The following is a 25,248-nucleotide window of genomic DNA, read 5'->3' on the forward strand; positions in this document are numbered from 1 at the left end:
AGGCCAATCAAACTCGGAGATAGCTGGTTCTCCCCGAAAGCTATTTAGGTAGCGCCTCGGACGAATACTACTGGGGGTAGAGCACTGTTTGGGCTAGGGGGTCATCCCGACTTACCAACCCCATGCAAACTCCGAATACCAGTAAGTAATATCCGGGAGACACACGGCGGGTGCTAACGTCCGTCGTGAAGAGGGAAACAACCCAGACCGCCGGCTAAGGTCCCAAAGTTCTGGTTAAGTGGGAAACGATGTGGGAAGGCTCAGACAGCTAGGATGTTGGCTTAGAAGCAGCCATCATTTAAAGAAAGCGTAATAGCTCACTAGTCGAGTCGGCCTGCGCGGAAGATGTAACGGGGCTCAAACCAGGCACCGAAGCCGCGGATTTGCACTTAGTGCAAGTGGTAGGGGAGCGTTCTGTAAGTCTGCGAAGGTGTGTCGAGAGGCATGCTGGAGATATCAGAAGTGCGAATGCTGACGTAAGTAACGATAAAGGGGGTGAAAAGCCTCCTCGCCGGAAGACCAAGGGTTCCTGTCCAACGTTAATCGGGGCAGGGTGAGTCGACCCCTAAGGCGAGGCCGAAAGGCGTAGTCGATGGGAAGCAGGTTAATATTCCTGCACGACTTGTAATTGCGATGGGGGGACGGAGAAGGCTAGGTGGGCCAGGCGACGGTTGTCCTGGTGAAAGTGCGTAGGTGGTGTTTCTAGGCAAATCCGGAGACACAACACTGAGACACGAGACGAACGCACTACGGTGCGGAAGCCATTGATGCCCTGCTTCCAGGAAAAGCCTCTAAGCTTCAGATTACAAGTCATCGTACCCCAAACCGACACAGGTGGTCGGGTAGAGAATACCAAGGCGCTTGAGAGAACTCGGGTGAAGGAACTAGGCAAAATAGAACCGTAACTTCGGGAGAAGGTTCGCTCTTGACAGTGAAGTCCCTTGCGGATGGAGCAGTTGGGAGTCGCAGTGACCAGATGGCTGGGACTGTTTATCAAAAACACAGCACTCTGCAAACACGAAAGTGGACGTATAGGGTGTGACACCTGCCCGGTGCCGGAAGGTTAATTGATGGGGTTAGCGCAAGCGAAGCTCTTGATCGAAGCCCCGGTAAACGGCGGCCGTAACTATAACGGTCCTAAGGTAGCGAAATTCCTTGTCGGGTAAGTTCCGACCTGCACGAATGGTGTAACCATGGCCATGCTGTCTCCACCCGAGACTCAGTGAAATCGAATTCGCCGTGAAGATGCGGTGTACCCGCGGCTAGACGGAAAGACCCCGTGAACCTTTACTACAGCTTGGCACTGAACATTGAACCTACATGTGTAGGATAGGTGGGAGGCTTTGAAGGCGTGACGCCAGTTGCGCTGGAGCCGTCCTTGAAATACCACCCTTGTATGTTTGATGTTCTAACGCAGGCCCATGAATCTGGGTCGCGGACAGTGCCTGGTGGGTAGTTTGACTGGGGCGGTCTCCTCCCAAAGAGTAACGGAGGAGCACGAAGGTTGGCTAATCCTGGTCGGACATCAGGAGGTTAGTGCAATGGCATAAGCCAGCTTAACTGCGAGACGGACAGGTCGAGCAGGTACGAAAGTAGGTCATAGTGATCCGGTGGTTCTGAATGGAAGGGCCATCGCTCAACGGATAAAAGGTACTCCGGGGATAACAGGCTGATACCGCCCAAGAGTTCATATCGACGGCGGTGTTTGGCACCTCGATGTCGGCTCATCACATCCTGGGGCTGAAGTCGGTCCCAAGGGTATGGCTGTTCGCCATTTAAAGTGGTACGCGAGCTGGGTTCAGAACGTCGTGAGACAGTTCGGTCCCTATCTGCCGTGGGCGTTGGATGATTGAAGGGAGTTGCTCCTAGTACGAGAGGACCGGAGTGAACGAACCTCTGGTGTTCGGGTTGTCACGCCAGTGGCACTGCCCGGTAGCTAAGTTCGGAATCGATAACCGCTGAAAGCATCTAAGCGGGAAGCGAGCCCTGAGATGAGTCATCCCTGACCCCTTGAGGGTCCTAAAGGGCCGTTGGAGACCACAACGTTGATAGGTGGGGTGTGTAAGCGCGGCGACGTGTTGAGCTAACCCATACTAATTACCCGTGAGGCTTAACCATACAACACCCAAGAAGTGTTTCTGGCCTTGTGACAAATACGAAACTACTTATGTCAGCTTTCACAGATTGAAGAATTTGCCTGGCGGCCATAGCGCCGTGGAACCACCTGAACCCATGCCGAACTCAGAAGTGAAACGCGGTAGCGCCGATGGTAGTGTGGCATTCGCCATGCGAGAGTAGGACACTGCCAGGCACCCAACACGAGAAACCCCGCTCATCTGAGCGGGGTTTTTTATTGTCTAAAATCGGCAATTTATGGCTATAAACTGCAGATTTCTCTGCTTTATGCTTGCTCCTGACTGGCGTAGGGCAGCTCCATGTTGACCACCCCATCTTCCAGCTGGATATCGATCTTGAAGCCAAGCCGTTTAGCCAGGTTGATCATGCCGCGGTTGCTGGGCATGGTCATGCCCGACAGCTGGCCAATGCCGCGTTCTCTGGCATAGCGCACTATCTTCTCCATCATCAGCTTGCCAAGCCCCAGCCCTTTCAGGTCGGAACGCACCAGGATGGCAAACTCTGCATCAGACAGGTCCGGGTTGGAAATGGCTCGTACTACCCCCAGGATCTGCTGGTCGAACGGACCATCCTGCCCCACGGCGACAAACGCCATCTCCCGGTCGTAATCGATCTGGGTCATGCGGGCCAGCTCTTCATGTCCCAGCTCCCCCACATCGGCGAAGAAGCGCTTGTACCTGTCTTCGTCCGATACCTTGAGCACAAACTGCTTGTGAGCCGGTTCATCCTCCGGCCGGATCGGGCGCAGCAGCACATGGCTCTGATCCTTGAGCCAGGCCCCCTCTTCCAGTTCAGTGGGATAGGGACGGATAGCCAGTCTGCAGCGGCCTTCTTCAGCAGGTTGCAGAGTCAGGCTGGCATCCAGTACCACCATTTCGGCACCGCAGGCCTGCAGTGGGTGCAGATCCAGCTGCTGGATCTCGGGGAAGGCGAGCAGCAACTCCGACAATTGGCACAACACCTGGCCGAGGGCATCGATATCGAGTCGCTCCGGACTGGCCTGCTCGCGGATCTTGCGGCTCTTGAGCGCTCCAATGATCTGGTAGCGTGCCAGCGCCTGGTTCAGCGGCGGCAGGGCCGCCATCATCTCCTGCGGTTCGGCGCCTGATTCACCGAGCAGGATGACGGGGCCGAATACGGGGTCTTGTTGCAGCCGGATCCGCAGCTCCAATCCGCCGCTGCGGCGCGCCATGCGCTGTACCAGCAGGCCTTCGATACGGGCGCCGGGATCGTGCTGCCTGACCCGATCCAGAATGGCGTCCGCAGCCTGGGCGACTTCGGCCGAGGTCCGCAGGTTGAGCATGACGCCGTGTACCGCCGACTTGTGAAGGATGTCCGGCGAGCGCAGCTTGACCGCGACTGGATAGCCGATTTGCTCCGCGGTCAGGGTTGCCTCGATGGCATCGGAGACGATCCAGGTCGGCAGAGTGGAGAGCCCAGCGGCCTGCAGAATGGGGTGTGCCAGATGGGTGTCGAGGGTGAGCTGCTTGCGTTCCAGCGCCTGTCGGATCAACTGCTGGCACAGTTTGAGGTTGAGCCTGTCACCCTGCAGGGAGGCGGGGGTCTCCATCAGCTGCTTCTGGTTGCGCCGGTATTCCACCATGTGCATGAAGGCGGCGACCGCGCTCTCCGGGGTGCGATAGGTGGGGAAGCCTGCCTCACTGAACAGACGACGCCCCTCCTGGGCGGAATATTCCCCCGCCCAGTTGGTCAGGATATTGAAGCGTCTGGCCCTGGGGTGCTGTTTGACGTAGTCGATCAGGCTGCGCGCCAGGGCGGCGCCACGGGCGGTGAGTGACGGGGCATGGATGAGCAGGATGGCGTCCGCCTCGTCCCCTTGCAGCAGGTCGTCGAGAGCCTGCTGATAGTCATTGATGTCGGCATCGCTGCCGATGTCGCGAGGCGGCATCGCCAGCTTGCCGCCCCGCTCCAGCAACTTGTCGATCGCCATGTTGGCCAAGCCACGGCCATTGGAGATGATGGCAAGCCGCTCTCCCTTGAGGGTAAGAGAGTGACTCAGGGTCTCGACGGCGGCAAACAGCTCGTGGGTATCTCGCACCCGCAGCATCCCTGCTCGCCGAATGGCGGCGTCATAGACGTTGTCGAGCCCGTTGTCCGGCTCATGGCGGCCGCTCTTGAGCACCAGGATGGGTTTGTTGCGGGCTGCGGCGCGGGCGGCCGAGAGAAAATGGCGGGCGTCCTGCAGCTTGTCCATGTAGAGCAGGATGGCGCGAGTCACGCTGTCGCGGGAGAGCTGATCCAGCAGCTGGCCGAAGTTGATGTCGCAGTGATCGCCAAGGGAGATGAAGGCCGAGAAGCCGAGCTCATGCTGTTTGGCCCAATCCAGGATGGTGGTGCTGACGGCGGCCGACTGGGAGAGAAAGGCAACCTGACCGGGCTTGGCGGCAATCGGCGAGAAACTGGCATTGATGCCCTGACCCGGCAGCAGCATCCCCATGCTGTTGGGGCCGAGCAGGCGGATGCCGTATTGCTGGCTGAGCTGTTGCAGCTGCTCCCGCTCCGGCGCAGTGAAGTCTGCCGCCAGTATGATGGCGGCGCCCGTTCCCCGCTTACCAAGCGCTTCGATGAGGGTTAGCACCCGTTCCCGACGGGTACAGACGATGGCGAGATCCGGGGCCAGCGGCAGGCTGTCAATATCGGCATAGGCCAGCACACCGGCAATGGCCTTGCTGTGCGGGCTGACTGGCAGGATGGGGCCCTTGAACTGGCCGGCGAGCAGGTGTCTTATCACCACGTGACCCGCCTTCTGCGGGTCGGTCGAGGCACCGATGACGGCGATTGACTGGGGTTTGAAGAGCCGATCCAGGCCGCTTGGTTTCATGGGCACTCCCGTGGGTGGCGGATGGTGCCAGTGTAATACGCTTTCAGCGCCGGTTCTGTGACCGGTTGCGGATCACTGCCTGGTCAGGGCACTGGCTCGCAGGTAAAACTTCAGCTCACCCTGGATCTGGCGTACTGCTGCCAGGTGGCGCTCCTGCAGATAGATATCCTGCTCCTGATCGAGCTGTGTTTGCGGTACTCCCAGGCTCTGCAGGTACTCATCGAACAGCAGCGAGCTGTTGATTTCGATCAGATGGGGCATCATGGCGCGGCTCCTTGTTCCATTCAGGCTGAACATCCAGTCTAGTCGGTGAATTGATCCTCAGACTGACCATTGTCAGATTTGACACGAAGTGGCTCACACATCTGTGGCGTCCTGCATCAAGGGGGCCAGGCCTGAGGTTATAGTGAATGGAGGGCGGGGGAGGTGCGCGATGATCAGGAGCTGGTTGTGTTGCGTCATGTTGTTTGCCGGCAGCGTGTCGGCGGCAGAGGTATCCATCAGGGCCTGGAACCTGCTGCTGGACCATCCCAATCCCGCCGTGGCCGGTCTGCTGCGACTCTCGCTCGATCTGACCGTGCCGGAATACGGCCCCTATCGGCTGATTGCCAGCCCGCCGATGGAGCAGGGACGGGCGGTCAAGGAGTTGCAAAGCGGCGAGCTGGTGCAGATCGGGGTGTTTGCCCCCGACGAGGAGCGCGAGCGTACCCTGCTGGCCATCCATGTTCCGCTGGCAAAAGGGTTGCTGGGCTGGCGGGTGTGCCTCATTCGGCAGGGGGACGAGGGGCGGTTCGCCAACATACGCTCGCTGACCGACTGGCAGCTGTCCGGGCTTCGCATCGGCCAGCACAGATCCTGGCCTGATACCCGTCTGCTCAAGGAGAACGGCCTCAACGTGGTGGTGGGCAGCCTCTACGACGCTCTGTTCAACATGCTGCGCAAGCAGCGCTTCGACTGCTTCCTGCGCTCGGTCATCGAGATCGAGGAGGAGCTCAAGCAGCACCCTGAGCTGGCCATCGAGCCGCACCTGGTGTTTCGCTATCCGCTGGCGCTGCTGTTCTTCGTCTCCCCCAAGTTCCCGGAACTGGCCAAGCGCATCGAGCTCGGCCTGCAGCGAGCCCGTCAGTCCGGTGACTATGAGCGGGTTTTCGAGGCGGGCTTTGGCAGCACCATCCGGCGGCTGCAGCTCGATCGGCGGGTGATGCTGGAGCTGAGCAATCCCGATCTGCCGGCTGGCAGCCGGGCCATGATGCAGGATCCCTCGCTCATTTATGCTCCGGCGTTGCCCGCCGTGTCAGCGCAGTGAGCCCTGGCCCCGCGCGGTATCCCAGAAGGCACGGATCAGTGGCTCTTCCAGCCGCTTCTTGAGCACGGCGATGCCGACATCGAACGGTTTGAGTGCCGGTTTGGGCTCGACGATGCGCACCTTTTCACCCATGGGACTGTGGTCGATTACCGCTGCCGGCACCAGCCCCACTCCGAAGCCGAGCGCCACCATGGCGACAATCCCCTCGTTGCCCGCCACCTCCGCATAGATGTTGGGGGCGATTCCCTTGTTGCGCAGCCACTGATCGCAGCGTTTGCGGGCCAGCCCCTGCTCCGAGAGGATCAGCGGCAGCCGTTCCCAGTCAGGCTCTCCCTGGGAAAACCACTGGCTCTGCTGCGGTGCGGTGCGGGGGGCGATAAACACCAGCGGCACCTGCTGCAGGCTGGCAAACTCCAGCTTGGAGGAGAGGGCATCCGGGCGGGCGGCGATGGCCAGATCGGCCTCGTCGGCCAGGATCTTGTCCACCGCCAGCGCCGGGTCGCCGGTCTCCAGCTTTATCTCCAGCTGCGGATAGCGGCGGCGAAAGCGCTCCAGCACCTCGGGCAGCAGAAAATAGCTGGCGGTGACCGAGCAGAATACCCGCAGCCGACCCTGCAGCGGCTCGTCGCTGCGCTTGAGCTCCTGCTTGAGCTGGCGCCACTCCTGCAGCAGGGCGCCGCCAAACTCGCGCAGCTTCTCGCCCGCCGGGGTGAGCCGTACCGAGCGGTTGTCCCGCTCGAACAGCACGCAGCCGGTCTCTTGCTCCAGTCGCTGAATGGCGCGGCTCAGGGTGGAGGGGCTGACCGCCATGGCATCGGCGCTCTTGCCGAAGTGAAGGGAGTCGGCGAGGTGGAGAAACAGCTCGAGATTGCGAAGGTCCATCTTTCAGCTCCTGGTGCGGCATCGCTGCCCGAGACCCATGTTCTGGGCAGCTTCAATCTACCGTCTGGAGGTAGGTCTTGCCTGCGATGATGAAGGGTTAACGTTTCAATTATTGCAACGTACTGTTTCGAATATATCAGTTCAGGCAATAAGTGTCCCGCGCTATAGTGGTTTCGACAACGCCGCCATACCGGCATGGAATCAATCGAACGGAGCAATCACCATGGCTAACTATTTCAACACCTTGAACCTGCGTCAGCAGTTGGCCCAACTGGGCAAGTGTCGTTTCATGCAGCGCGAAGAGTTCGCGGACGGCTGCAACGTGCTGAAGGGCAAGAAGGTGGTGATTGTGGGCTGTGGTGCCCAGGGCCTGAACCAGGGCCTGAACATGCGCGACTCCGGGCTGGATATCTCCTATGCCCTGCGCAAGGCTGCCATCACCGAGAAGCGTGCCTCCTGGCAGAAGGCCACCGACAACGGCTTCGCGGTCGGCACCTATGAAGAGCTGATCCCGACCGCCGATCTGGTGCTGAACCTGACCCCGGACAAGCAGCACTCCGACGTCGTCAAAACCGTGATGCCGCTGATGAAGCAGGGCGCCGCGCTGGGCTACTCCCACGGCTTCAACGTGGTGGAAGAGGGTCAGCAGATCCGCTCCGACATCACGGTCGTGATGGTGGCGCCGAAATGCCCTGGCACCGAGGTGCGTGAAGAGTACAAGCGTGGCTTCGGTGTACCGACCCTGATCGCTGTTCACCCGGAGAACGATCCCAAGGGTGAAGGCATGGCCATCGCCAAGGCGTGGGCCTCTGCCACCGGCGGCGACCGTGCCGGGGTGCTGGAATCCTCCTTCGTGGCGGAAGTGAAATCTGACCTGATGGGCGAGCAGACCATCCTCTGCGGCATGCTGCAGGCCGGCTCCCTGCTCTGCTACGACAAGCTGGTTGCCGAAGGGACCGACAAGGCCTATGCCGGCAAGCTGATCCAGTTCGGCTGGGAGACCATCACCGAAGCCCTGAAGCAGGGTGGCATCAGCCTGATGATGGACCGTCTGTCCAACCCGGCCAAGCTGCGCGCCTTCGAGCTCTCCGAGCAGCTCAAGACCCTGATGCGCCCGCTGTTCGAGAAGCACATGGACGACATCATCGCCGGTGAGTTCTCCCGCGGCATGATGGCCGACTGGGCCGAAGACGACGCCAAGCTGTTCGGCTGGCGCGAAGAGACCGGCAAGTCCGCCTTCGAAAACGCGCCGGCGTTTGCAGGCAAGATTGCCGAGCAGGAGTACTTCGACAATGGCGTGGTGATGGTGGCCATGGTCAAGGCGGGTGTCGAACTGGCGTTCGAAACCATGGTGGCCTCCGGCATCTATGAAGAGTCTGCCTACTACGAATCCCTGCACGAGCTGCCGCTGATCGCCAACACAGTTGCCCGCAAGCGTCTGTATGAGATGAACGTGGTCATCTCCGACACCGCCGAGTACGGCAACTACCTGTTCGCCAACGCCGCCGTGCCCTTGCTGCGCGAGCACTTCATGCCGACCCTGAAAGCGGGCGACCTGGGTGCCAGCAAGGCGGATGAGCAGAGCGTCGATAACCTGGCGCTGCTGGCGGCCAACGAAGCGACCCGCAACCACCCCATCGAAGCGATCGGTCAGGTACTGCGCGGTTACATGAAAGACATGAAGCGCATCGCCGTCGGCGGTTAAGCCGGCATCGGGCAGGATGATGAAGGGGCGGGGATGACGATCTTCGTCGCCGGTCGGGCTGGACACCCGACCGGCCAGCCAGAAAACCCGGCCACAAAAAAGCCCCGCTCATCGAGCGGGGCTTTTGCATTCAGAAAGGCCGGCTAAATCAGGCTTTCCACGCTTTCCAGGTGTTGATCAGACCGTTGGTGGAGCAGTCGTGGCTGGTGACAGCCGCATCGGTGTTGAGCTCCGGCAGGATCTTGTTGGCCAGCTGTTTGCCCAGCTCCACGCCCCACTGGTCGAAGCTGAAGATGTTCCAGATTGCACCCTGTACGAAGATCTTGTGCTCGTACATGGCAATCAAAGAGCCAAGCGTTTTCGGGGTCAGGCTCTTGAACAGGATGGAGTTGGTCGGGCGGTTGCCTTCGAACACCTTGAACGGCACCAGATCCTTGACCTGCTCCAGGGTTTTGCCAGCCGCCAGGAACTCGGCTTCGACCTGTTCCTTGCTCTTGCCGAAGGCCAGCGCCTCGGTCTGGGCGAAGAAGTTGGCCAGCAGTTTCGGGTGGTGGTCGCCGATCGGGTTGTGGCTGATGGCCGGTGCCAGGAAGTCACAGGGGATCAGCTTGGTGCCCTGGTGGATCAGCTGGTAGAAGGCGTGCTGGCCGTTGGTACCCGGCTCACCCCAGATGATGGGGCCAGTCTGGTAGTCAACCGGATTACCGTTGCGATCCACGTACTTGCCGTTGGATTCCATGTTGCCCTGCTGGAAGTAAGCAGGGAAGCGGTGCATGTACTGGTCGTACGGCAGAATGGCTTCGGACTCGGCACCGTAGAAGTTGTTGTACCACAGGCCAATCAGCGCCAGCAGCACCGGCACGTTCTGCTCATAGGAGGCAGTGGCGAAGTGCATGTCCATCTCGAAGGCGCCTTGCAGCAGGGCTTCGAAGTTCTCGAAACCGACGGAGAGGGCGATGGGCATGCCGATGGCAGACCAGGAGGAGTAGCGGCCGCCAACCCAGTCCCAGAACTCGAACATATTGTTGGTGTCGATGCCGAATTCGGCCACGGCCTTGCCGTTGGTGGAGAGCGCAGCGAAGTGCTTGGCAACGTGGGCCTTGTCACCGGCGATCTTGATGAACCAGTCGCGGGCGGTCAGGGCGTTGGTCATGGTCTCCTGAGTGGTGAAGGTCTTGGAGGCCACCAGGAACAGGGTGGTTTCCGCATCGATCTTCTTCAGGGTCTCGGCGATGTGGGTGCCATCGACGTTGGAGACGAAGTGCATCTGCAGGTGATTTTTGTAAGGGCGCAGTGCCTCGGTGATCATCACCGGGCCGAGATCAGAGCCACCGATACCGATGTTGACCACGTGCTGGATCGCCTTGCCGGTGTAGCCTTTCCACTCGCCGGAGATGATCTTCTCGCAGAAGCCTTTCATCTTGGCCAGTACGGCGTTCACTTCCGGCATCACATCCTTGCCGTCGCTCTCGATGGGGCGGTCGGAGCGGTTGCGCAGAGCCACGTGCAGCACCGAGCGGCCTTCGGTCATGTTGATCTTGTCGCCATTGAACATGGCGTCGATCGCGCTGCGAAGATCGGTCTCTTTGGCCAGATCAACTAGCAAATTGAGGGTTTCTTCGGTGATCAGGTTCTTCGAGTAATCGACCAGGATGTCGCCGCCGAAGGTGAGGGAGAATTTGTCGAAACGCTGGGGATCCTGGGCAAACAGATCCTTGAGCCGGGTCTCTTTGTTCGCTGCAAAGTGGGCTTCCAGTGCCTGCCAGGCCTGGGTCTGGGTTGGATTGATGTTTTTCATAGGATTATCAGTCTTCCAAGTTGTGTATGAACCTTGCAGGCAAGGCTCCCGCCAAACCTTATTATTCGAGCATTATACCGGGCCAGCTGCGCCGCCCGTGTAACAGAGCTTTACCAATTGTCTGCCATCGACCGAGTTTACAACCAAAACGCTGCGATTATGAGTCACTGATGGCGGCCGGATCTTGCGTTTGCGCATACTTGGTCGGGCTTGCCGCCGCTGAAAGGGCTTTCAGGGCGAGGGCCTGCTGTGAGTGGGGTGGCAGTTTGGCCTGGCAGCCAAAAGAGTATTCGACGGACGCCTTTTCGCTCGTTTCATGCGCAGGCGCAAGTTGTTGGTAGTGGAGGCTGGCTAGCATATGAGCGAATGGACGAGATCTCCCAGGGATGGCCACTGTCTGGAATGAGGAGATCGCTATGAAAGCTGTGTTGTCCCTGTTTGCTCTGAGCCTGATCGCCACCGGCCTCATCGGCCTGCTGACCATGGTACTGACCAGTGCGGCACCGACCTTGCCGTTACGGGTGCTGGCGGTGATCGGTGCCGTGCTGGGAGGCTATGTGCTGGTGCAACCGCTGCTCAACCGGGTGGCTCGTCGGCTGGTGTGAGTCGACGCCGCGACATGCTGAAAACAAAGTCCGGCCCAGGGTGGCCGGATTTTTTATGCTCGTCAGAGGGCCGGAAACGACAATGCCAGCCCGGAGGCTGGCATTGTGTCATTCAGGAAAAGGCTCAGGCCTGCGGCTTTTGCATGTGCATGACCATCTGCGGGAAGGGGATCTCGATGCCTTCGGCATCGAAGGTGAGCTTCACCTTCTCGTGGAAGTCGAACCAGACTCCCCAGTAGTCGCCGGTCTTGACCCAGGGGCGCACCACTATGTTGACCGAGGAGTCGGCCAGTGCGGCGACGGCGATGGTGGCGGCCGGTTCCTTGAGGATGCGCGGCTCTTCGCTGACCAGCCGCTCCAGGATCTGCTTGGCCTTGCGCAGATCCGAGCCATAGCCGATGCCGAAGGTCATGTCGACCCGGCGGGTATCCATGCGCGAGTAGTTGACGATGGTGCCGTTGAGGATGGCGGAGTTCGGTACCACCACCATCTTGTTGTCACCGGAGGTGAGGGTGGTGGTGAACAGCTGAACGGATTGCACCACGCCATTGGTGCCTGCCACCTCGATGAACTCACCTGCCTTGATGGGGCGGAAGATGATGAGTAGGAAGCCGGCGGCGAAGTTGGAGAGCGAGCCCTGCAGCGCCAGACCGATGGCCAGACCGGCGGCACCGATAATGGCGACGAAGGAGGCGGTCTGCACCCCGACCCGGCCCAGCGCGGCGATCACCACGAACACCAGGATGGCGTACTTGAGGATGCTGCCGACGAAGTGGGTGACAGTGGTGTCCAGCTTGCGGGCCTGCATCACCTTGACCACGGCGCTGCTGAGGAGGTTGGCGGCGATATAGCCGACCAGCAGGGTGATCAGGGCGGCCGCGATGTTGACGGCATACTCGATCAGCAGGCCCTGGTTGTTGACCAGCCAGGTCTGCGCTTCGGTGATGATTTCGGGTTCCATAGGATGTCCTGTCAGGCGATAAAAGGTTTATGACGCATGAATCTAACACTGGAATGCGACAATCCGGGTCGCATCTGGTGCTCATCGCCTCTTTTGTGCCACAAAAAACAAGGGAGGCCAAGGCCCCCCTCTTTACTGCAACCCGTCTGGAGCGGCGTTGCTGCTGCTGATTGCAAATTGAGCTTGTCAGCTCTGCAGCAGCTGGCTGCGGATAAATTGCCACTGATCTTCAAAGCCGGCAGTAGGTTTGATTTTGAACTCGGAGCGGACGAACTGGCTGATCCGCCCCTCGGTGTAGGCCAGCAGCAGGTTGGCCAACATGGTCTCGTCGAGTTGGAAGCCCTGGCCTTCGCGCAGCCGCTTCTCGCGCAGTACCTGCTTGATCTGGGTCTCCAGCTTGTCGAACAGGACGCTGATGCGATCCCGCAGCCGGTCGTGCTCACCCAGCAGGGCATCGCCATTGAGGATGCGGGTGATGCCGGGATTGCGCTCGGCGAACACCAGCAACAGCTGCAGTATGTGGTGGCAGCGGGCCATGGTGTCCTTCTCTTCGGCCATGATCAGGTTGACCCGTGACAGCAGGGAATCCTCGATAAAGTCGATCAGCCCCTCGAACATTCGCGCCTTGCTGGGAAAATGTCGATAGAGCGCGGCCTCGGATACCCCCACCTCGGCCGCCAGACGGGCCGTGGTGATGCGCTGGCCAGGGCTGGTCTCCAGCATGTGGGCGAGCGCCTGCAGGATCTGATCGCGCCGACTCTGTTTCTGATTACTGCTTGCCATGGATTCCCCTAAAAAAACAATGGCCTGATTCTGTTATTAGGCACCGCCGCGCGGGCAGGTGTGGTCTGTTATTGGCGACCAGAAGAACCAAAACCGCCTTCACCCCGTTCGCTCTGATTGAACTCATCGACCAGTTGGAAGCTGGCCTGAACGACCGGCATGATCACCAGCTGGGCGATGCGCTCGCCGGGCTGCATGGTGAAGCTGTCATTGCCACGGTTCCACACCGAGACCATCAGCTGGCCCTGGTAGTCGGAATCGATGAGGCCGACCAGGTTGCCCAGCACGATGCCGTGCTTATGGCCGAGGCCGGAGCGGGGCAGGATGGTGGCACACAGGCCCGGATCCTGAATGTGGATGGCCAGCCCGGTCGGTACCAGGGTGGTATCACCCGGGGCCAGGGTCAGCGGGGCATCCAGCAGGGCGCGCAGATCCATGCCGGCGGAGCCCGGTGTGGCATAGGCGGGCAGCGGGTACTCGGTGCCGATGCGGGCATCCAGAATCTTCAGTTCAATTTGTGTTGTCATAAATCGTTTTTAATGGAGTGGAGGTGGTCGATTGACTGGCTCAGTGCCGGTAGTGGTCTGCAATCAGGGCGATGAGATGACGAGCCAGCGTCAGCTTATCGGCCAGGGGCAGGGGTGCTTGACCCCCTTGCCAGAACACGGTTAGGGCGTTGTCATCGGCGTTGAAGCCCTGGCCCGCACGAGATACGTCGTTGGCGGCGATCATGTCCAGCCGCTTACGCTGCAGTTTGTCGAGGGCGTATTGTTCCACATCCACGGTTTCTGCGGCAAATCCGACGGTGAAGGGCTTGTCTGACAAAGCCCCCACGGCGGCGATGATGTCGGGGTTTTTGACCAGGGTCAGCTGCATCTGGTCGTTGTCACCGGTCTTCTTGATCTTCTGGCTGGCTACCTGCGCGGGGCGGTAGTCGGCGACGGCGGCGCAGCCGATGAAAAGGTCGCACTGGCCTACCCGGCTCATCACCGCCTGATGCATCTGCTCGGCACTTTCCACGTCGACACGGGTGACGCCCGCCGGGGTGGCCAGTGCCACCGGGCCGCTCACCAGGGTCACCTCGGCGCCCGCTTCACGGGCGGCGCGGGCGATGGCGTAGCCCATCTTGCCTGAGCTGTGGTTGCTGATGTAGCGCACCGGATCCAGCGCCTCGCGGGTCGGCCCGGCAGTGAGCAGCAGCCTGACCCCGGCCAGCAGCGGCTCGGCGGCGAGTTGCTGGCAGCAGCGTTCAACCAGCTCGAGGGGATCCAGCATCCGGCCCGGTCCTACGTCACCGCACGCCTGGCTGCCGGAATCTGGCCCCCACAGCAGGATGCCGCGGCTGGCCAGGGTCTTGAGGTTGGCCTGGGTGGCGGCGTTGAGGTACATCTGCTGGTTCATGGCGGGTGCCAGCGCCACCGGTGCCGGCGTGGCCAGGCAGAGGGTGGTCAGCAGTTCGTCGGCCATGCCGGCGGCCATGCGGGCCATCAGGTTGGCGCTGGCCGGGGCGATCAGCACCAGATCGGCCCACTTGGCCAGCTCGATGTGACCCATGCCCGCCTCGGCGGCGGGATCCAGCAGACTGTCGGCCACCGGGTGGCCGGAGACGGCCTGCAGGGTCAGCGGGGTGATGAACTCCTTGGCGGAACGGGTCATCACCACCCGTACCTCGGCCCCCTGATCTTTCAGGCGGCGTACCAGTTCGGCACTCTTGTAGGCGGCGATCCCACCGCTGACACCCAACAGGATGCGTTTATCGGCCAATCTCATCTGCTGCTTCTCTTCCGGCTCACTCTGACTGGTCGGCTAAGATACCACAGGCAGCGGACGACGACAGAGGCTGACATGGGGGACTTGTGGTCGGGCTCCCGCGATTTTTTGCTATGTTTTCTCTCAATAGGCATGAGGGAGAGACAAATGAGCATCAAGGAGTGGCCGGAAGATGAACGCCCGCGTGAGAAGCTGTTGCGTCAGGGGCCTGGCGGCTTGTCCGACGCCGAGCTGCTGGCGATCTTCCTGCGCACCGGGGTCAGCGGCCTGAGTGCGGTCGATCTCTCCCGCCATCTGTTGCAGCAATTTGGTTCGCTGCGGGCGCTGCTTGGCGCCGAACAGCGGGCCTTTTGCGCGGCGCACGGTCTTGGGCCGGCCAAATATGCCCAGTTGCAGGCCGTGCTGGAGATGGGCAAGCGCCATCTGGCCGAGCAGTTGCAAAGAGGCGATCCGCTCACTTCGCCCCAGTTGACCCGGGACTATCTGCAGGCCCAGCTGCGGGATCGACCGCGGGAGGTGTTTGCCCTGCTGCTGCTCGACAACCAGCATCGAGTGATTCAATTCGTTGAACTTTTTTACGGCACCCTCGACTCGGCGAGCGTCTGGCCCAGAGAAATCGTGCAGATCGCACTCAAACATAATGCAGCCGCCGTGATTCTGGCGCATAATCACCCGTCCGGCGTCGCCGAGCCCAGTCGGGCCGACCGCCAGATCACGGATCGGATCACGGCCGCCTTGGCCCTGATCGATATCAGAGTGCTGGATCACTTGGTGATCGGTGACGGCATCACGGTTTCTTTCGCCGAGCGCGGTTGGTTATGACTGTGCTCTGGCGCCGTATTAGTTGATCTTTGATCACGGATGCTGTATAAAATGCCGCCTTCTGTTTGCCCCGCAATCGAAGGCCAGCGGGGCAGATATTTGCTCGAGCAATGAAGTAAGATTTGGAGAGACTGACATGTCTAGAGTATGCCAAGTAACCGGCAAGCGCCCGGCAGTTGGTAACAACCGTTCGCACGCTAACAACGCTACCAAGCGTCGTTTCCTGCCGAACCTGCACACTCACCGTTTTTGGGTTGAGAGTGAAAAACGCTTCGTAAGCCTGCGCGTATCCGCAAAAGGCATGCGTATCATCGACAAGCGTGGCGTTGAAGTGGTTCTGGCTGAACTGCGCGCCAGCGGTGTTAAGGTATAAGGAATTAGATCATGGCTAAAGGTATTCGCGAGAAAATTCGCCTGAACTCCAGCGCCGGTACTGGTCACTTCTATACCACTACCAAGAACAAGCGCACCATGCCCGAAAAAATGGAGATCAAAAAGTTTGATCCCGTTGTTCGTCAGCATGTGATCTACAAGGAAGGCAAAATCAAGTAATTACTTGATGCTGCATTCCCAAAAACCCGGCCTAGTGCCGGGTTTTTTTATGGCCGAAATTCAGTACACTGCCGGTTCTAAGGGAGGCTTGCCATGTTCAAACTGAGCCGCAAAGGCTGGAACAACGTGATCATAGTGGTGGTGCTGATCGTGATCACCCTGTTGCACCGGCTGGAGCTGGCTCAGCAGGAGAACAGCGCCAAGCGGGCGCGTCCGCTGCTGCCCGAGAGTGCCGTGGTGCTCACCTGGCAGGGTCCTAGCTGGCAGATCGAACGGATCGGGCAGGGCTGGCGCAGCGGGCCGGATCTGGGGCTCAGCAGTGCCCAGCTGGCGGCGCACATCGAGGCCTGGCAGGGCTGGTTGCTGCCGCCCGGCGAATCCGTGCGTGGCAACCCGGTTACCCTCAAGATCTGGGTCGCCGGCCAGAGCGATCCCATCGAGGTGGGCCTCTATCAGGACAGCGGCAAGTTTGCCGCCCTGCTGCCCCCCTTGACCTGGCTCAGCCTGAGCCAGGAGCAGTACCACAGCCTGCTGCGTCCCGCTCCCTAACCCCTTTTTCAGCGTCAGCACGAGGATCCCATGCCTGAATTACCGGAAGTCGAAGTCAGCCGCCAGGGTATCTCGCCCTGGCTTACCGGCATCAAGGTCACCCGAGTGGTGGTGCGGGACGGCCGTCTGCGCTGGCCGGTGCCGGGGGAAATCCAGGAGCTGGTGGATCTCACCATCCACCGGGTCAGCCGCCGCGCCAAGTACCTGCTGCTGGAGACCGACTTCGGCACCGCCATCCTCCATCTGGGCATGTCGGGCAGCCTGCGGGTGCTGGACATCGGCACCCCGGCGGAGAAGCACGATCACGTGGATATCGAGCTGGCCAACGGCAAGCTGCTGCGGCTCAACGATCCGCGCCGCTTCGGCGCCCTGCTGTGGACCCGCGAGCCGGCCGAGGCGCACGCACTGCTGGCCAAGCTGGGGCCGGAGCCGCTCACCGATGCGTTCAATGCCGATTACCTGCGTGAGCGCGCCAAGGGGCGCAGCACCGCCATCAAGACCTTCCTGATGGACAACCAAGTGGTGGTCGGGGTGGGCAACATCTACGCCAACGAGGCGCTCTACGCGGCCGGCATTCACCCCAAGCGGGCGGCGGGCAACATCAGCGCCGAGCGATTGGGCACCCTGGTGGCCGAGATCAAGCGGGTGCTGGCCGAAGCCATCCGGCAGGGCGGCACCACCCTCAAGGATTTCACCAGCGCAGACGGCAAGCCGGGCTATTTCGTGCAGCAGCTGCAGGTGTACGGGCGGGGCGGCCAGCCCTGTTTTCACTGCCACACCCTGCTCAGTGAAATCCGGCTGGGACAGCGTACCACCGTGTTCTGTTCCCACTGCCAGCGCTGAATCGCGGTTTTTTTGGCCTGAAATGGCCAAGTTGTAAGAGAGTATTTCCAGTCTGTTGAAGATTTGCTCGCCTGTTACTACTATCTCGACCGTTCAGGCGGTTTGAGAAAATAAAATGACAGCTAAATCAATAGACTGGGACCATTTGTCCCGGCAGGGGCACTATTGTGCCCAAAAAATGGCGCGCTTCCTCTATCCCGACGACAGCGCCCGCAAAACCTTCAATCGCGCCAAGTTCGTGCTGCGCAGCCTGCTCTATCGGCAGCAGCTGAGCCGGGTGTTCGAGCTGTTTCAGGCCGAACCGCTCAAGGCCCTGCCTGCCCACTATCCCGAGCTGCTCGACAAGCCGATGCGGCCCTATCGCTTTGCCGGCTCCACCGCGACCGAGCGGGCCGAGATGCTGGAAAATCACTACCGACTGATGCTGGCCCGCTACCCGGATCTGATCGACCCGCTCTATCTGGGGGATGGCATCGAGCTCGGCCGTTATCCCGAAAGCGGCTGCCGCATCGTGCTGCGCCACGACGGCACCTTCCGCCGCGAGGCGGAGCTGGCCCTCTCCATCGTCGACCCGCAGGGCAAGCGGCTCTACAGCTGCGCCTTCTCGCTGGCCGGTACCCCCAACCGGCTGGCAGTGGTGATCGGTTCGGTACAGGGCCCGGAGCCCTGCATCGAGCAGGCACAGGACAAGGTGCGTGCGCTGACCAAGGAGGGCCACGGTCTGCGGCCCAAGTCGCTGGTGGTGATGCTGGTGATGCAGCTGGCCGAGGCGATGCAGGCCGAGCATATCTCGGCGGTGCGGATGAAGGCCCACATCTATCAGGCCCGGCGTTACAGCAAGAAGAAGAAAGCCTGTCTGCAGGCGGACTATGACGAGCTGTGGCAGGAGTTTGGCGCCATCGATCTGGACAGCAACTTCGTACGGCTACAGCCCGCTCAGCGCAAGCCGCTGGAGGAGATCGCCTCCAAGAAGCGGGCCATGTACCGGCGCCGTTACGAGTGGCTCGATCAGCTGACCCTGGCGAGTCAGCAACTGCTGGGCCCGCGTCTGGCGGGCTGAGCCGCGCAGGCTCCTTGCAGCAAACAGGCTACCCTCGGGTAGCCTGTTTCGTTGTTACTTGGTCTGTTTGGCCTTGATGGCGGCGGCCACGGCAGGGTCGACGAACTGGCGGATGTCGCCGCCGTGCAGGGCGACCTCCTTCACCAGGGTGGAGGAGATGAAAGAGTTCTCTTCGGCCGGGGTGAGGAACACGCTCTCCAGCTCCGGCATCAGGCGACGGTTCATGTTGGCCAGCTGGAATTCGTACTCGAAGTCGGAGACGGCGCGCAGACCGCGGATCAGCACGTTGGCCTGCTGCTCCCTAGCGAAGTCCACCAGCAGGCCGGAGAAACCGACCACCTTGACGTTGGGCAGGTGGGCGGTCACCTGGCGAGCCAGCTGCACCCGCTCGTCCAGATCGAACAGCGGCCGCTTGCTCGGACTGTTGGCTACCCCGACCACTACTTCATCAAACAGTTTGGCGGCCCGACCGATGAGGTCGGTGTGGCCGTTGGTGACGGGATCGAAGGTGCCGGGATAGATTACCTTGTTGGTCATGCTGCTGATTCCTGCAACCGGGAAATTTGGTCGCATTATAGGGTCTGTTGGGGGATTGGCGCGACCGCCTTGGGGCGAGTTTTGGCGCCCCGAGGCCGGCTTTGCCGATCCAAATCGGGGTCACCGGGTCTCTTCGCTTGAGAATAGCGATACATCAGGCAAGAATACCCGCACCGCGCATCAAGCCTCCTTGCATTGGTGACAGGGAGCAAAGGGATTTTTTATGAAACGTATTCTGGTAGTCCGCAATGACAAGATTGGTGACTTCATGCTGGCCTGGCCGAGCTTTGCCATGCTCAAGCGCTCCATGGAGTGTCATGTGACTGCCCTGGTTCCTGCCTACACGGCGCCGTTGGCCCGCCTCTGCCCCTGGATTGACGAGATCATCCTGGATCCGGGCTCACGGGCCGACAAGGAACAGCAACGCGCCTTGCAAGCGCGCATCAAGGCCGCCGCCTTCGATGCCTCCATCTGCCTTTTCTCCAACTCCCGCAACGCCATGCTGGTGTGGAAGGCGCACATTCCCTACCGGTTGGCGCCGGCCACCAAGCTGGCCCAGGTGCTCTACAACCAGCGCCTGATCCAGCGCCGCTCCCGCTCCCAGAAGCCGGAGTACGAATACAACCTGGATCTGGTGCGCCGTTTCCTTGCCGACCAGCAGGTGAGCGCGGTGGAGCCGCAGGGCCCCTACCTCAGCTTCGATGCGGAGAGTCTGCAACAGGTGCGCGAGCAGGTCGCCGCCCGCCTGCGGCTCGATGCCGGTCGCCCCTGGCTGATGGTGCATGCCGGCAGCGGTGGCTCGGCCAACAACCTCTCCATCGAGCAGTACGCCCGCCTCATCATCAAGCTCAACCAGGCCTGTCCCGAGCTGCAGTGCATCCTGACCGCGGGGCCGGGGGAGGAGAAGATCGCCGAACAGCTGGCGGCCGAGCTGCTGGCCCACGGCGGCAACGGCTGGATCTACCGCTCCGACGAGGGGTTGCCCAAGTTTTGCCAGGTGATGGCCAACGCCGCCCTGTTCGTGGCGGGCAGCACCGGGCCGCTGCACATCGCTGCGGCGCTGGATGTGCCCACCATCGGCTTCTTCCCGGCGCACCGCTCGGCGACGCCGCTGCGCTGGCGTCCGCTCAACAGCGAAGGGCGCCACCTGGCGTTCAGCCCGCCGGAAGACAGCGATCACCCGGAAGACATGAGCCAGCTCGATCCCAAGACCATGGCGGCGGCGATCGCCCGCTGGGCGCCGCCGTTCTGGCGCGCTGAACACTGATACCAAATGATGTGAATGCAGACAGGGCCCTTGAAGGGCCCTGTCTCGTATGAGGGGAAGTGCTGCGGCTTACTGGTCAGCCTGATCCGGCGCCTGCGGCTGCTGGCGGATCCAGAGGTCGGCGTACTTCACGAAAGTGGAGTGGGCCGACAGGATGGCCAGCAAGAGCCCCTGCTTGCCATCGAGGAAGCCAGCCTTGAGCAGGTACATCTTGAGGAAGCAGCCCAGCGCGTGCACCAACCCCTGGCCGAGGGAGCCCTTCTTGCCGCGGGCGGTGCGCTGATCGGCCCAGGCGCGAGCATAGCCGGCGGATTTGACCAGGTAGTGCTCCAGATCCCGATAGGTGAAGTGGAGCAGGTCGCCGTGCAGGTTGACGATCTTCATGTTGGCGCGCACTTCCACCTTCTCGTGCACCAGCACCTCGTTGTAGCTGGTGAGCGCCTTGGGATAGAGGCGCAGCACCCGGTCCGGATACCAGCCGCTGTGGCGGATGAAGCGGCCGAACACCCAGGAGAGGCGCGGGATCGAGTAGATGGTGTCGCTGGCCGGGTTGGCCATGACGGCGGCGATGGCGGCTTTCAGCTCGGGGGTGAGCCGCTCGTCCGCATCCAGCCACAGTACCCAGTCGGATTGCACGTGGGACTGGGCGAGGCGGCGCTGGCGGCCGAAGCCGGGCCATACCGGATTGACGAAGAAGCGGGCGCCGAATTCGGCGGCGATGGCCGGGGTCTCGTCCTGGCTGCCGGAGTCCATGATGACGATCTCGTCGACCAGCCCGTCGAGGGAGGCGAGGCAGGGGCGCAGGTTTTCGGCTTCATTCTTGACGATAAGGACAGCCGCCAGAGTCGGTTTGTTCACGGATTAAAGGCTCTTGTTGGCGCCCGGCTGGCGGGCCATGCTCAAATTGGCGCCCATTCTAGCCTAAAACGGCAGGCGGAGCATGGTTCCGGCTGCCGGGGCTGTGTCAGTTTCAAATGGGATTCTTTTTGGCATGAGAGCGGGTGGTGCGGGGATCTTCTGTTATTTCTCGGGCCATTCTTGGGGCATAATCTCGGCCAGCAACGATTAACCGCAGGGCTTGGCCCAAGAGACGCGCGAGATGAAGATATTGGTGATCGGCCCCTCCTGGGTCGGCGACATGGTGATGTCCCAGAGCCTCTACAAGGCGATCAAGGCCAATCACCCCGACAGCGAGCTGCACGTGATGGCGCCCGCCTGGTGTGGTGCCCTGCTGGAGCGGATGCCGGAGGTGGACAAAGCCATCCCGATGCCGCTCGGCCACGGCGACTTCAAGCTGGGGGCCCGCCGCCGGCTCGGCAAGCAGCTGGCGGCCGAAAAGTACGATCAGGCCATCATCCAGCCCAACTCCATGAAGTCGGCGCTGATCCCCTGGTTTGCCCGCATCCCGGTGCGCACCGGCTGGAAGGGTGAGCACCGCTTCGGTCTGCTCAACGACATGCGCAGCAACAAGTCCGCCTTTCCGCTGATGGTGGAAGCCTACCTGGCGCTGGCCTATCCCAAGGCGCAGATGAAGAGCCGGGCCGACATCCCGACCATTCCCCAGCCGGCCCTCAACGTCGATCTCATCAACCAGGAGAAGGCGCTGGAGCGGCTCGGACTGGATCGCGCCCGCCCGGTGCTGGTGCTCTGCCCGGGGGCCGAGTTCGGCCCGGCCAAGCGCTGGCCGGAGGGCCACTACGCCGTGGTGGCGCAAAAACACCTCGACGAGGGTTGGCAGGTGTGGATCTTCGGCTCCGCCAAGGACGCGGCGGTGGCCAACACCATCCGCGACCGGATCAACCCGCTGTCGCGCCCCAACTGCCACGTGCTGGCGGGCAAGACCAATCTGTACGAGGCGATCGACCTGATGGCGCTGGCCGGGCGGGTGATCGCCAACGACTCCGGCCTGATGCACGTCGCCGCCGCCCTCAACCGGCCGCTGATCGGGGTCTATGGCTCCACTTCGCCGCTCTATACCCCGCCGCTGGCGGACCGGGTCGAGATCGTCCACACCGACATCGAGTGCCGCCCCTGCTTCAAGCGCACCTGCAAGTTCGGCCACCTCAAGTGCCTGATCGAGCTGATGCCGGAGCAGGTCATCGAGGCTGGCCGCCGGCTGGAGTGCAGTGAGACACCGGCCCCGCCGCTGGCGCTGCCGCCCGGCGAACCGCCCCGTTTTGTCGCCGAGCCGGGCAAGCGCAGGGAGCCGCACTAGCATGGGCTATCGGCTGCTCTACAACCTGCTGATCCACCTGGGGTTGCCGCTAGCATTGCTGGCGCTCTACAAGCCGAAGAAGGGCAAGCCCGGCTTTGGCAAGCGCTGGGCCGAGCACCTGGGGCTGACGCCCGCCACCGGGCAGGAGGCGCCGCTCTGGATCCATGCGGTGAGTGTGGGGGAGACGCTGGCCATCAGCCCTTTCATCCGCGCCCTCAAGGCCGAGCGGCCCGATCTGCCGATCCTGCTCACCACCACCACCCGCACCGGTGCCGAGCAGGCCGCCAGGCTGGGGGATCTGGTGGAGCACCGCTACGCACCGCTCGACTACCCCTGGGCGGTGGCGGCGTTTCTCAATGCCGTCAAACCGCGCGCGCTCTGGGTAATGGAAACCGAACTGTGGCCGAACTGGCTGGCCGCCTGCGAGGCGCGCCACCTGCCGGTAACCATCATCAATGCCCGCCTCTCGGAGCGATCCTGCCGGCGTTATGGCCATTTTCAGGGGGCGTTCGATGCCCTCAGCCGGCCGCTGACCCACCTGCTCTGCCAGCACCAGGACGACGCGGATCGCTTCCATCGGCTGGGGCTGGGGCGCGAGCGGCTGGCGGTGACCGGTTCCATCAAGTTCGACATCCAGCTCGATGAGCAGGTGCAGGCCAGGGGCCGCGCCCTGCGCCAACTGCTGGGGGCGGAGCGGCCGGTCTGGATCGCCGCCAGCACCCATCAGGGTGAGGACGAGCAGGTGCTGGCCGCCTTCGATCGGGTGCTCGCGGTGCAGCCGTCGGCCCTGCTGATCCTGGTACCGCGTCACCCCGAGCGATTCGAGCGGGTGGCTGCGTTGTGTGCCCCCTACGGCTGCGTGCGGCGTACGGCGGGCGGTGCGGTCGGCGAGCGCGACAAGATCTACCTGGGCGATACGATGGGCGAGCTGCCGCTGATGCTGGCGGCGGCCGACGTGGCCTTCGTCGGCGGCAGCCTGGTCAAGGTGGGCGGCCATAACCTGCTGGAACCGGCTGCGCTCGGCAAACCCTGCCTGAGCGGCCCCGCCTACTTCAACTTCAGCGACATCACCCGCCAGCTGGTGGCTCAGGGTGGCGCCGCCGTGGTAGCCGATGCTGCCGAGCTGGGGGAGCAGGTGAGTGCGCTGCTGGCCGACGAGAGCCGACGCCGGGAGATGGGCGAGCAGGCCCGCGCCGTGGTGCTGCGCAACCAGGGGGCGCTGGCTCGCACCCTTTCCCACTGCCTCGCCAGCCTGGAGAACGACTGAAGCCGCAGACGGATATAAAAAAACGGAGCGCATGGCGCTCCGTTTTTGTTTGTCGTGTGGGCTGAGGGTTAGCGCACGATCAGGCCGAGCAGGATCCCTACCACGCCGAAGTCGGCATCGCTGAAGGTGGTGTTGGCAAAGCCGAGATCCCCCAGCACCGGCAGCAGGAACACCGGCAGGAAGGTGATCAGCAGGCCGTTGGCGAAGGCACCCAGCAGGGCACCACGGCGACCCCCGGTGGCGTTGCCGAACACCCCGGCTGCCGCGCCGACGAAGAAGTGTGGCACCACGCCCGGAATGATGACGGTGAGCCCCAGCAGGTAGAGCAGCACCATGCCCACCAGACCGGCGGCAAAGCTCGACAGGAAGCCGATCAGCACCGCATTGGGGGCGTAGGGGAAGACGATGGGGCAGTCCAGCGCCGGCTTGGCGTTGGGCACCAGCTTGTCGGAGATCCCCTTGAAGGCCGGCACGATTTCGGCGATGACCATCCGCACCCCCTGCAGGATCACGTAGACCCCGGCGGCGAAGGTGATGGACTGCATCAGGGAGAACATGAACCAGTGCTTGCCCTTGGCGACGCTGGCGACGAACTCGGGCCCGGCGAAGGCGGAGGTGATGAGGAAGATGATGCCCATGGTGAAGGAGATGGCCACCGGGGTATCGCGCAGGAACAGCAGGCTCTTGGGCACCTGCACCTCTTCGCTGCTGTGGGCCTTGTTGCCGAACTTGGCGCCGATCCAGCCGGCCAGCACGTAGGAGCAGGTGGAGAAGTGGCCGAGAGCCACGTCATCGGAGCCGGTGATCTGCTTCATGTAGGGGTGGGCGAGGGCCGGGAACAGCACCATGGTCACGCCGACCACCAGGCTGCCCACCGCGATGAGCGGAATGCCGCTCATGCCGCCGGCGGAGAGGATGGCTGCCACCATCATCGACATGAACAGGGTGTGGTGACCGGTCAGGAAGATGAATTTCCACGGGGTGAGCCGGGCGATCAGGATGTTCACCAGCATGGCGAAGAACATGATCATCGCCATCTCCTTGCCGAACGACTGCTGGGCGATGGAGACGATGGCCTCGTTGTTGGGGACCACCCCCTTGATACCGAAGGCGTGCTGGAAGATGGTGGCGAAGTCGCCGAGGGAGTTCACCACCAGGGTGGCGCCGGCCCCCAGGATGACGAAGCCCATGATGGTCTTGACCGTGCCCTTGATGCACTCGGTCACCGGTTTCTTCTGGGCGATCAGGCCGATGAGGGCGATCAGGCCAACCAGCACGGCCGGCTCCGACAGCACGTCAAACATCAGAAAATTGAAAAATTCCATGGTCAGCTCCAAGCAGATGGAAG

The 25,248-nt window shown here is 61.9% G+C and carries 23 protein-coding genes and 2 rRNA genes (1 of these 25 running past the window's edge); 14 read left to right on the top strand and 11 right to left on the bottom strand.

Annotated features, from left to right (window positions below; translation table 11 throughout):
• Together C2U40_RS23300 and rrf are read left to right on the top strand one after the other, a co-directional pair.
• Positions 1–2,118, top strand: a 23S ribosomal RNA gene (locus tag C2U40_RS23300) (it extends 771 nt beyond the left edge of the window).
• A gap of 78 nt (positions 2,119–2,196) precedes the next feature.
• Positions 2,197–2,311 (top strand): 5S ribosomal RNA (rrf, locus tag C2U40_RS23305).
• Between the two features lie 90 nt (positions 2,312–2,401).
• Here the strand turns inward: rrf and C2U40_RS23310 are convergent.
• On the bottom strand, positions 2,402–4,978 hold the full coding sequence (locus C2U40_RS23310) for a bifunctional acetate--CoA ligase family protein/GNAT family N-acetyltransferase (protein WP_103828633.1): 2,577 nt from the start codon (positions 4,976–4,978) through the stop codon (positions 2,402–2,404).
• 72 nt (positions 4,979–5,050) lie between these two features.
• Positions 5,051–5,242: a hypothetical protein gene (locus C2U40_RS23315; RefSeq protein ID WP_011704172.1), complete on the bottom strand. Its 192-nt coding sequence runs from the start codon at positions 5,240–5,242 to the stop codon at positions 5,051–5,053.
• A 169-nt stretch (positions 5,243–5,411) separates the two neighbouring features.
• On the opposite strand from C2U40_RS23315, the gene C2U40_RS23320 reads away from it, so the two are divergent.
• Positions 5,412–6,284 carry a substrate-binding periplasmic protein gene (locus C2U40_RS23320; protein ID WP_103828634.1) on the top strand — a complete coding sequence of 291 codons (873 nt, stop codon included), beginning with the start codon at positions 5,412–5,414 and terminating at the stop codon, positions 6,282–6,284.
• Here C2U40_RS23320 and ilvY read toward each other — a convergent pair.
• The gene (gene ilvY, locus C2U40_RS23325) at positions 6,273–7,166 is read right to left on the bottom strand and encodes an HTH-type transcriptional activator IlvY (protein WP_016349000.1); all 894 of its coding nucleotides are present in this window, start codon (positions 7,164–7,166) and stop codon (positions 6,273–6,275) included. The genes C2U40_RS23320 and ilvY overlap by 12 nt on opposite strands.
• A 223-nt stretch (positions 7,167–7,389) precedes the next feature.
• Between ilvY and ilvC the strand changes: the two genes are divergently transcribed.
• The gene (gene ilvC, locus C2U40_RS23330) at positions 7,390–8,871 is read left to right on the top strand and encodes a ketol-acid reductoisomerase (protein WP_029305272.1); all 1,482 of its coding nucleotides are present in this window, start codon (positions 7,390–7,392) and stop codon (positions 8,869–8,871) included.
• A 148-nt stretch (positions 8,872–9,019) separates the two neighbouring features.
• Here the strand turns inward: ilvC and pgi are convergent, their stop codons facing one another.
• The gene (pgi, locus tag C2U40_RS23335) at positions 9,020–10,669 is read right to left on the bottom strand and encodes a glucose-6-phosphate isomerase (protein WP_103828635.1); all 1,650 of its coding nucleotides are present in this window, start codon (positions 10,667–10,669) and stop codon (positions 9,020–9,022) included.
• Positions 10,670–11,085: 416 nt separating this feature from the next.
• On the opposite strand from pgi, the gene C2U40_RS23345 reads away from it, so the two are divergent.
• A complete protein-coding gene (locus C2U40_RS23345) occupies positions 11,086–11,274 on the top strand; it encodes a holin (protein WP_005323764.1) in 189 nt (62 codons plus the stop codon).
• A 124-nt stretch (positions 11,275–11,398) separates the two neighbouring features.
• Here the strand turns inward: C2U40_RS23345 and C2U40_RS23350 are convergent, their stop codons facing one another.
• From C2U40_RS23350 to coaBC, 4 genes are all read right to left on the bottom strand, one after another.
• Positions 11,399–12,235: a mechanosensitive ion channel domain-containing protein gene (locus C2U40_RS23350; protein ID WP_017411127.1), complete on the bottom strand. Its 837-nt coding sequence runs from the start codon at positions 12,233–12,235 to the stop codon at positions 11,399–11,401.
• A 186-nt stretch (positions 12,236–12,421) separates the two neighbouring features.
• Positions 12,422–13,018: a nucleoid occlusion factor SlmA gene (gene slmA / locus C2U40_RS23355; RefSeq protein WP_011704178.1), complete on the bottom strand. Its 597-nt coding sequence runs from the start codon at positions 13,016–13,018 to the stop codon at positions 12,422–12,424.
• A 68-nt stretch (positions 13,019–13,086) separates the two neighbouring features.
• A complete protein-coding gene (dut, locus tag C2U40_RS23360; RefSeq protein ID WP_016349004.1) occupies positions 13,087–13,545 on the bottom strand; it encodes a dUTP diphosphatase in 459 nt (152 codons plus the stop codon).
• A 40-nt stretch (positions 13,546–13,585) separates the two neighbouring features.
• Complete coding sequence (gene coaBC, locus C2U40_RS23365) at positions 13,586–14,788, bottom strand: bifunctional phosphopantothenoylcysteine decarboxylase/phosphopantothenate--cysteine ligase CoaBC (protein ID WP_103828637.1); 1,203 nt, start codon at positions 14,786–14,788, stop codon at positions 13,586–13,588.
• 147 nt (positions 14,789–14,935) lie between these two features.
• Between coaBC and radC the strand changes: the two genes are divergently transcribed.
• The 6 genes from radC to C2U40_RS23395 all read left to right on the top strand — a co-directional run bounded on the left by radC (position 14,936) and on the right by C2U40_RS23395 (position 18,614).
• Positions 14,936–15,610 carry a RadC family protein gene (radC, locus tag C2U40_RS23370; protein WP_011704181.1) on the top strand — a complete coding sequence of 225 codons (675 nt, stop codon included), beginning with the start codon at positions 14,936–14,938 and terminating at the stop codon, positions 15,608–15,610.
• A gap of 136 nt (positions 15,611–15,746) precedes the next feature.
• Positions 15,747–15,983 (top strand): 50S ribosomal protein L28, encoded by a 237-nt coding sequence (rpmB, locus tag C2U40_RS23375; RefSeq protein WP_005307492.1) that lies wholly within the window; start codon positions 15,747–15,749, stop codon positions 15,981–15,983.
• Between the two features lie 11 nt (positions 15,984–15,994).
• Positions 15,995–16,162 carry a 50S ribosomal protein L33 gene (gene rpmG, locus C2U40_RS23380; protein WP_005307500.1) on the top strand — a complete coding sequence of 56 codons (168 nt, stop codon included), beginning with the start codon at positions 15,995–15,997 and terminating at the stop codon, positions 16,160–16,162.
• A gap of 93 nt (positions 16,163–16,255) precedes the next feature.
• Positions 16,256–16,711 (top strand): hypothetical protein, encoded by a 456-nt coding sequence (locus tag C2U40_RS23385; protein WP_103828638.1) that lies wholly within the window; start codon positions 16,256–16,258, stop codon positions 16,709–16,711.
• Between the two features lie 30 nt (positions 16,712–16,741).
• Positions 16,742–17,554: a bifunctional DNA-formamidopyrimidine glycosylase/DNA-(apurinic or apyrimidinic site) lyase gene (gene mutM / locus C2U40_RS23390; protein ID WP_011704183.1), complete on the top strand. Its 813-nt coding sequence runs from the start codon at positions 16,742–16,744 to the stop codon at positions 17,552–17,554.
• 178 nt (positions 17,555–17,732) lie between these two features.
• Entirely contained in the window at positions 17,733–18,614 is an 882-nt protein-coding gene (locus C2U40_RS23395; RefSeq protein ID WP_017411133.1) for a VirK/YbjX family protein, read from the top strand.
• A gap of 54 nt (positions 18,615–18,668) precedes the next feature.
• Here the strand turns inward: C2U40_RS23395 and coaD are convergent, their stop codons facing one another.
• On the bottom strand, positions 18,669–19,151 hold the full coding sequence (gene coaD / locus C2U40_RS23400) for a pantetheine-phosphate adenylyltransferase (protein ID WP_011704185.1): 483 nt from the start codon (positions 19,149–19,151) through the stop codon (positions 18,669–18,671).
• A gap of 223 nt (positions 19,152–19,374) precedes the next feature.
• On the opposite strand from coaD, the gene C2U40_RS23405 reads away from it, so the two are divergent.
• Positions 19,375–20,418 (top strand): glycosyltransferase family 9 protein, encoded by a 1,044-nt coding sequence (locus C2U40_RS23405; protein WP_029302645.1) that lies wholly within the window; start codon positions 19,375–19,377, stop codon positions 20,416–20,418.
• Positions 20,419–20,487: 69 nt separating this feature from the next.
• On the opposite strand, the gene C2U40_RS23410 is transcribed toward C2U40_RS23405, so the two are convergent.
• Positions 20,488–21,276, bottom strand: coding sequence for a glycosyltransferase family 2 protein (locus C2U40_RS23410; RefSeq protein ID WP_024946143.1), 789 nt, complete (start codon positions 21,274–21,276; stop codon positions 20,488–20,490).
• 241 nt (positions 21,277–21,517) lie between these two features.
• Here C2U40_RS23410 and waaF point away from each other — a divergent pair, with 241 nt between their 5' ends.
• Both waaF and waaA read left to right on the top strand, forming a co-directional pair.
• On the top strand, positions 21,518–22,633 hold the full coding sequence (gene waaF / locus C2U40_RS23415; protein WP_103828639.1) for a lipopolysaccharide heptosyltransferase II: 1,116 nt from the start codon (positions 21,518–21,520) through the stop codon (positions 22,631–22,633).
• 1 nt (position 22,634) lies between these two features.
• Positions 22,635–23,900, top strand: a complete 1,266-nt coding sequence (gene waaA / locus C2U40_RS23420; RefSeq protein WP_103828640.1) for a lipid IV(A) 3-deoxy-D-manno-octulosonic acid transferase — start codon at positions 22,635–22,637, stop codon at positions 23,898–23,900.
• A gap of 68 nt (positions 23,901–23,968) precedes the next feature.
• Here the strand turns inward: waaA and C2U40_RS23425 are convergent, their stop codons facing one another.
• On the bottom strand, positions 23,969–25,225 hold the full coding sequence (locus C2U40_RS23425; protein ID WP_011704190.1) for a PTS ascorbate transporter subunit IIC: 1,257 nt from the start codon (positions 25,223–25,225) through the stop codon (positions 23,969–23,971).
• Positions 25,226–25,248: the final 23 nt, after the last annotated feature.

This window comes from Aeromonas sp. ASNIH4 (assembly GCF_002934425.1).
In the GTDB taxonomy this organism is placed as follows: domain Bacteria; phylum Pseudomonadota; class Gammaproteobacteria; order Enterobacterales; family Aeromonadaceae; genus Aeromonas; species Aeromonas hydrophila.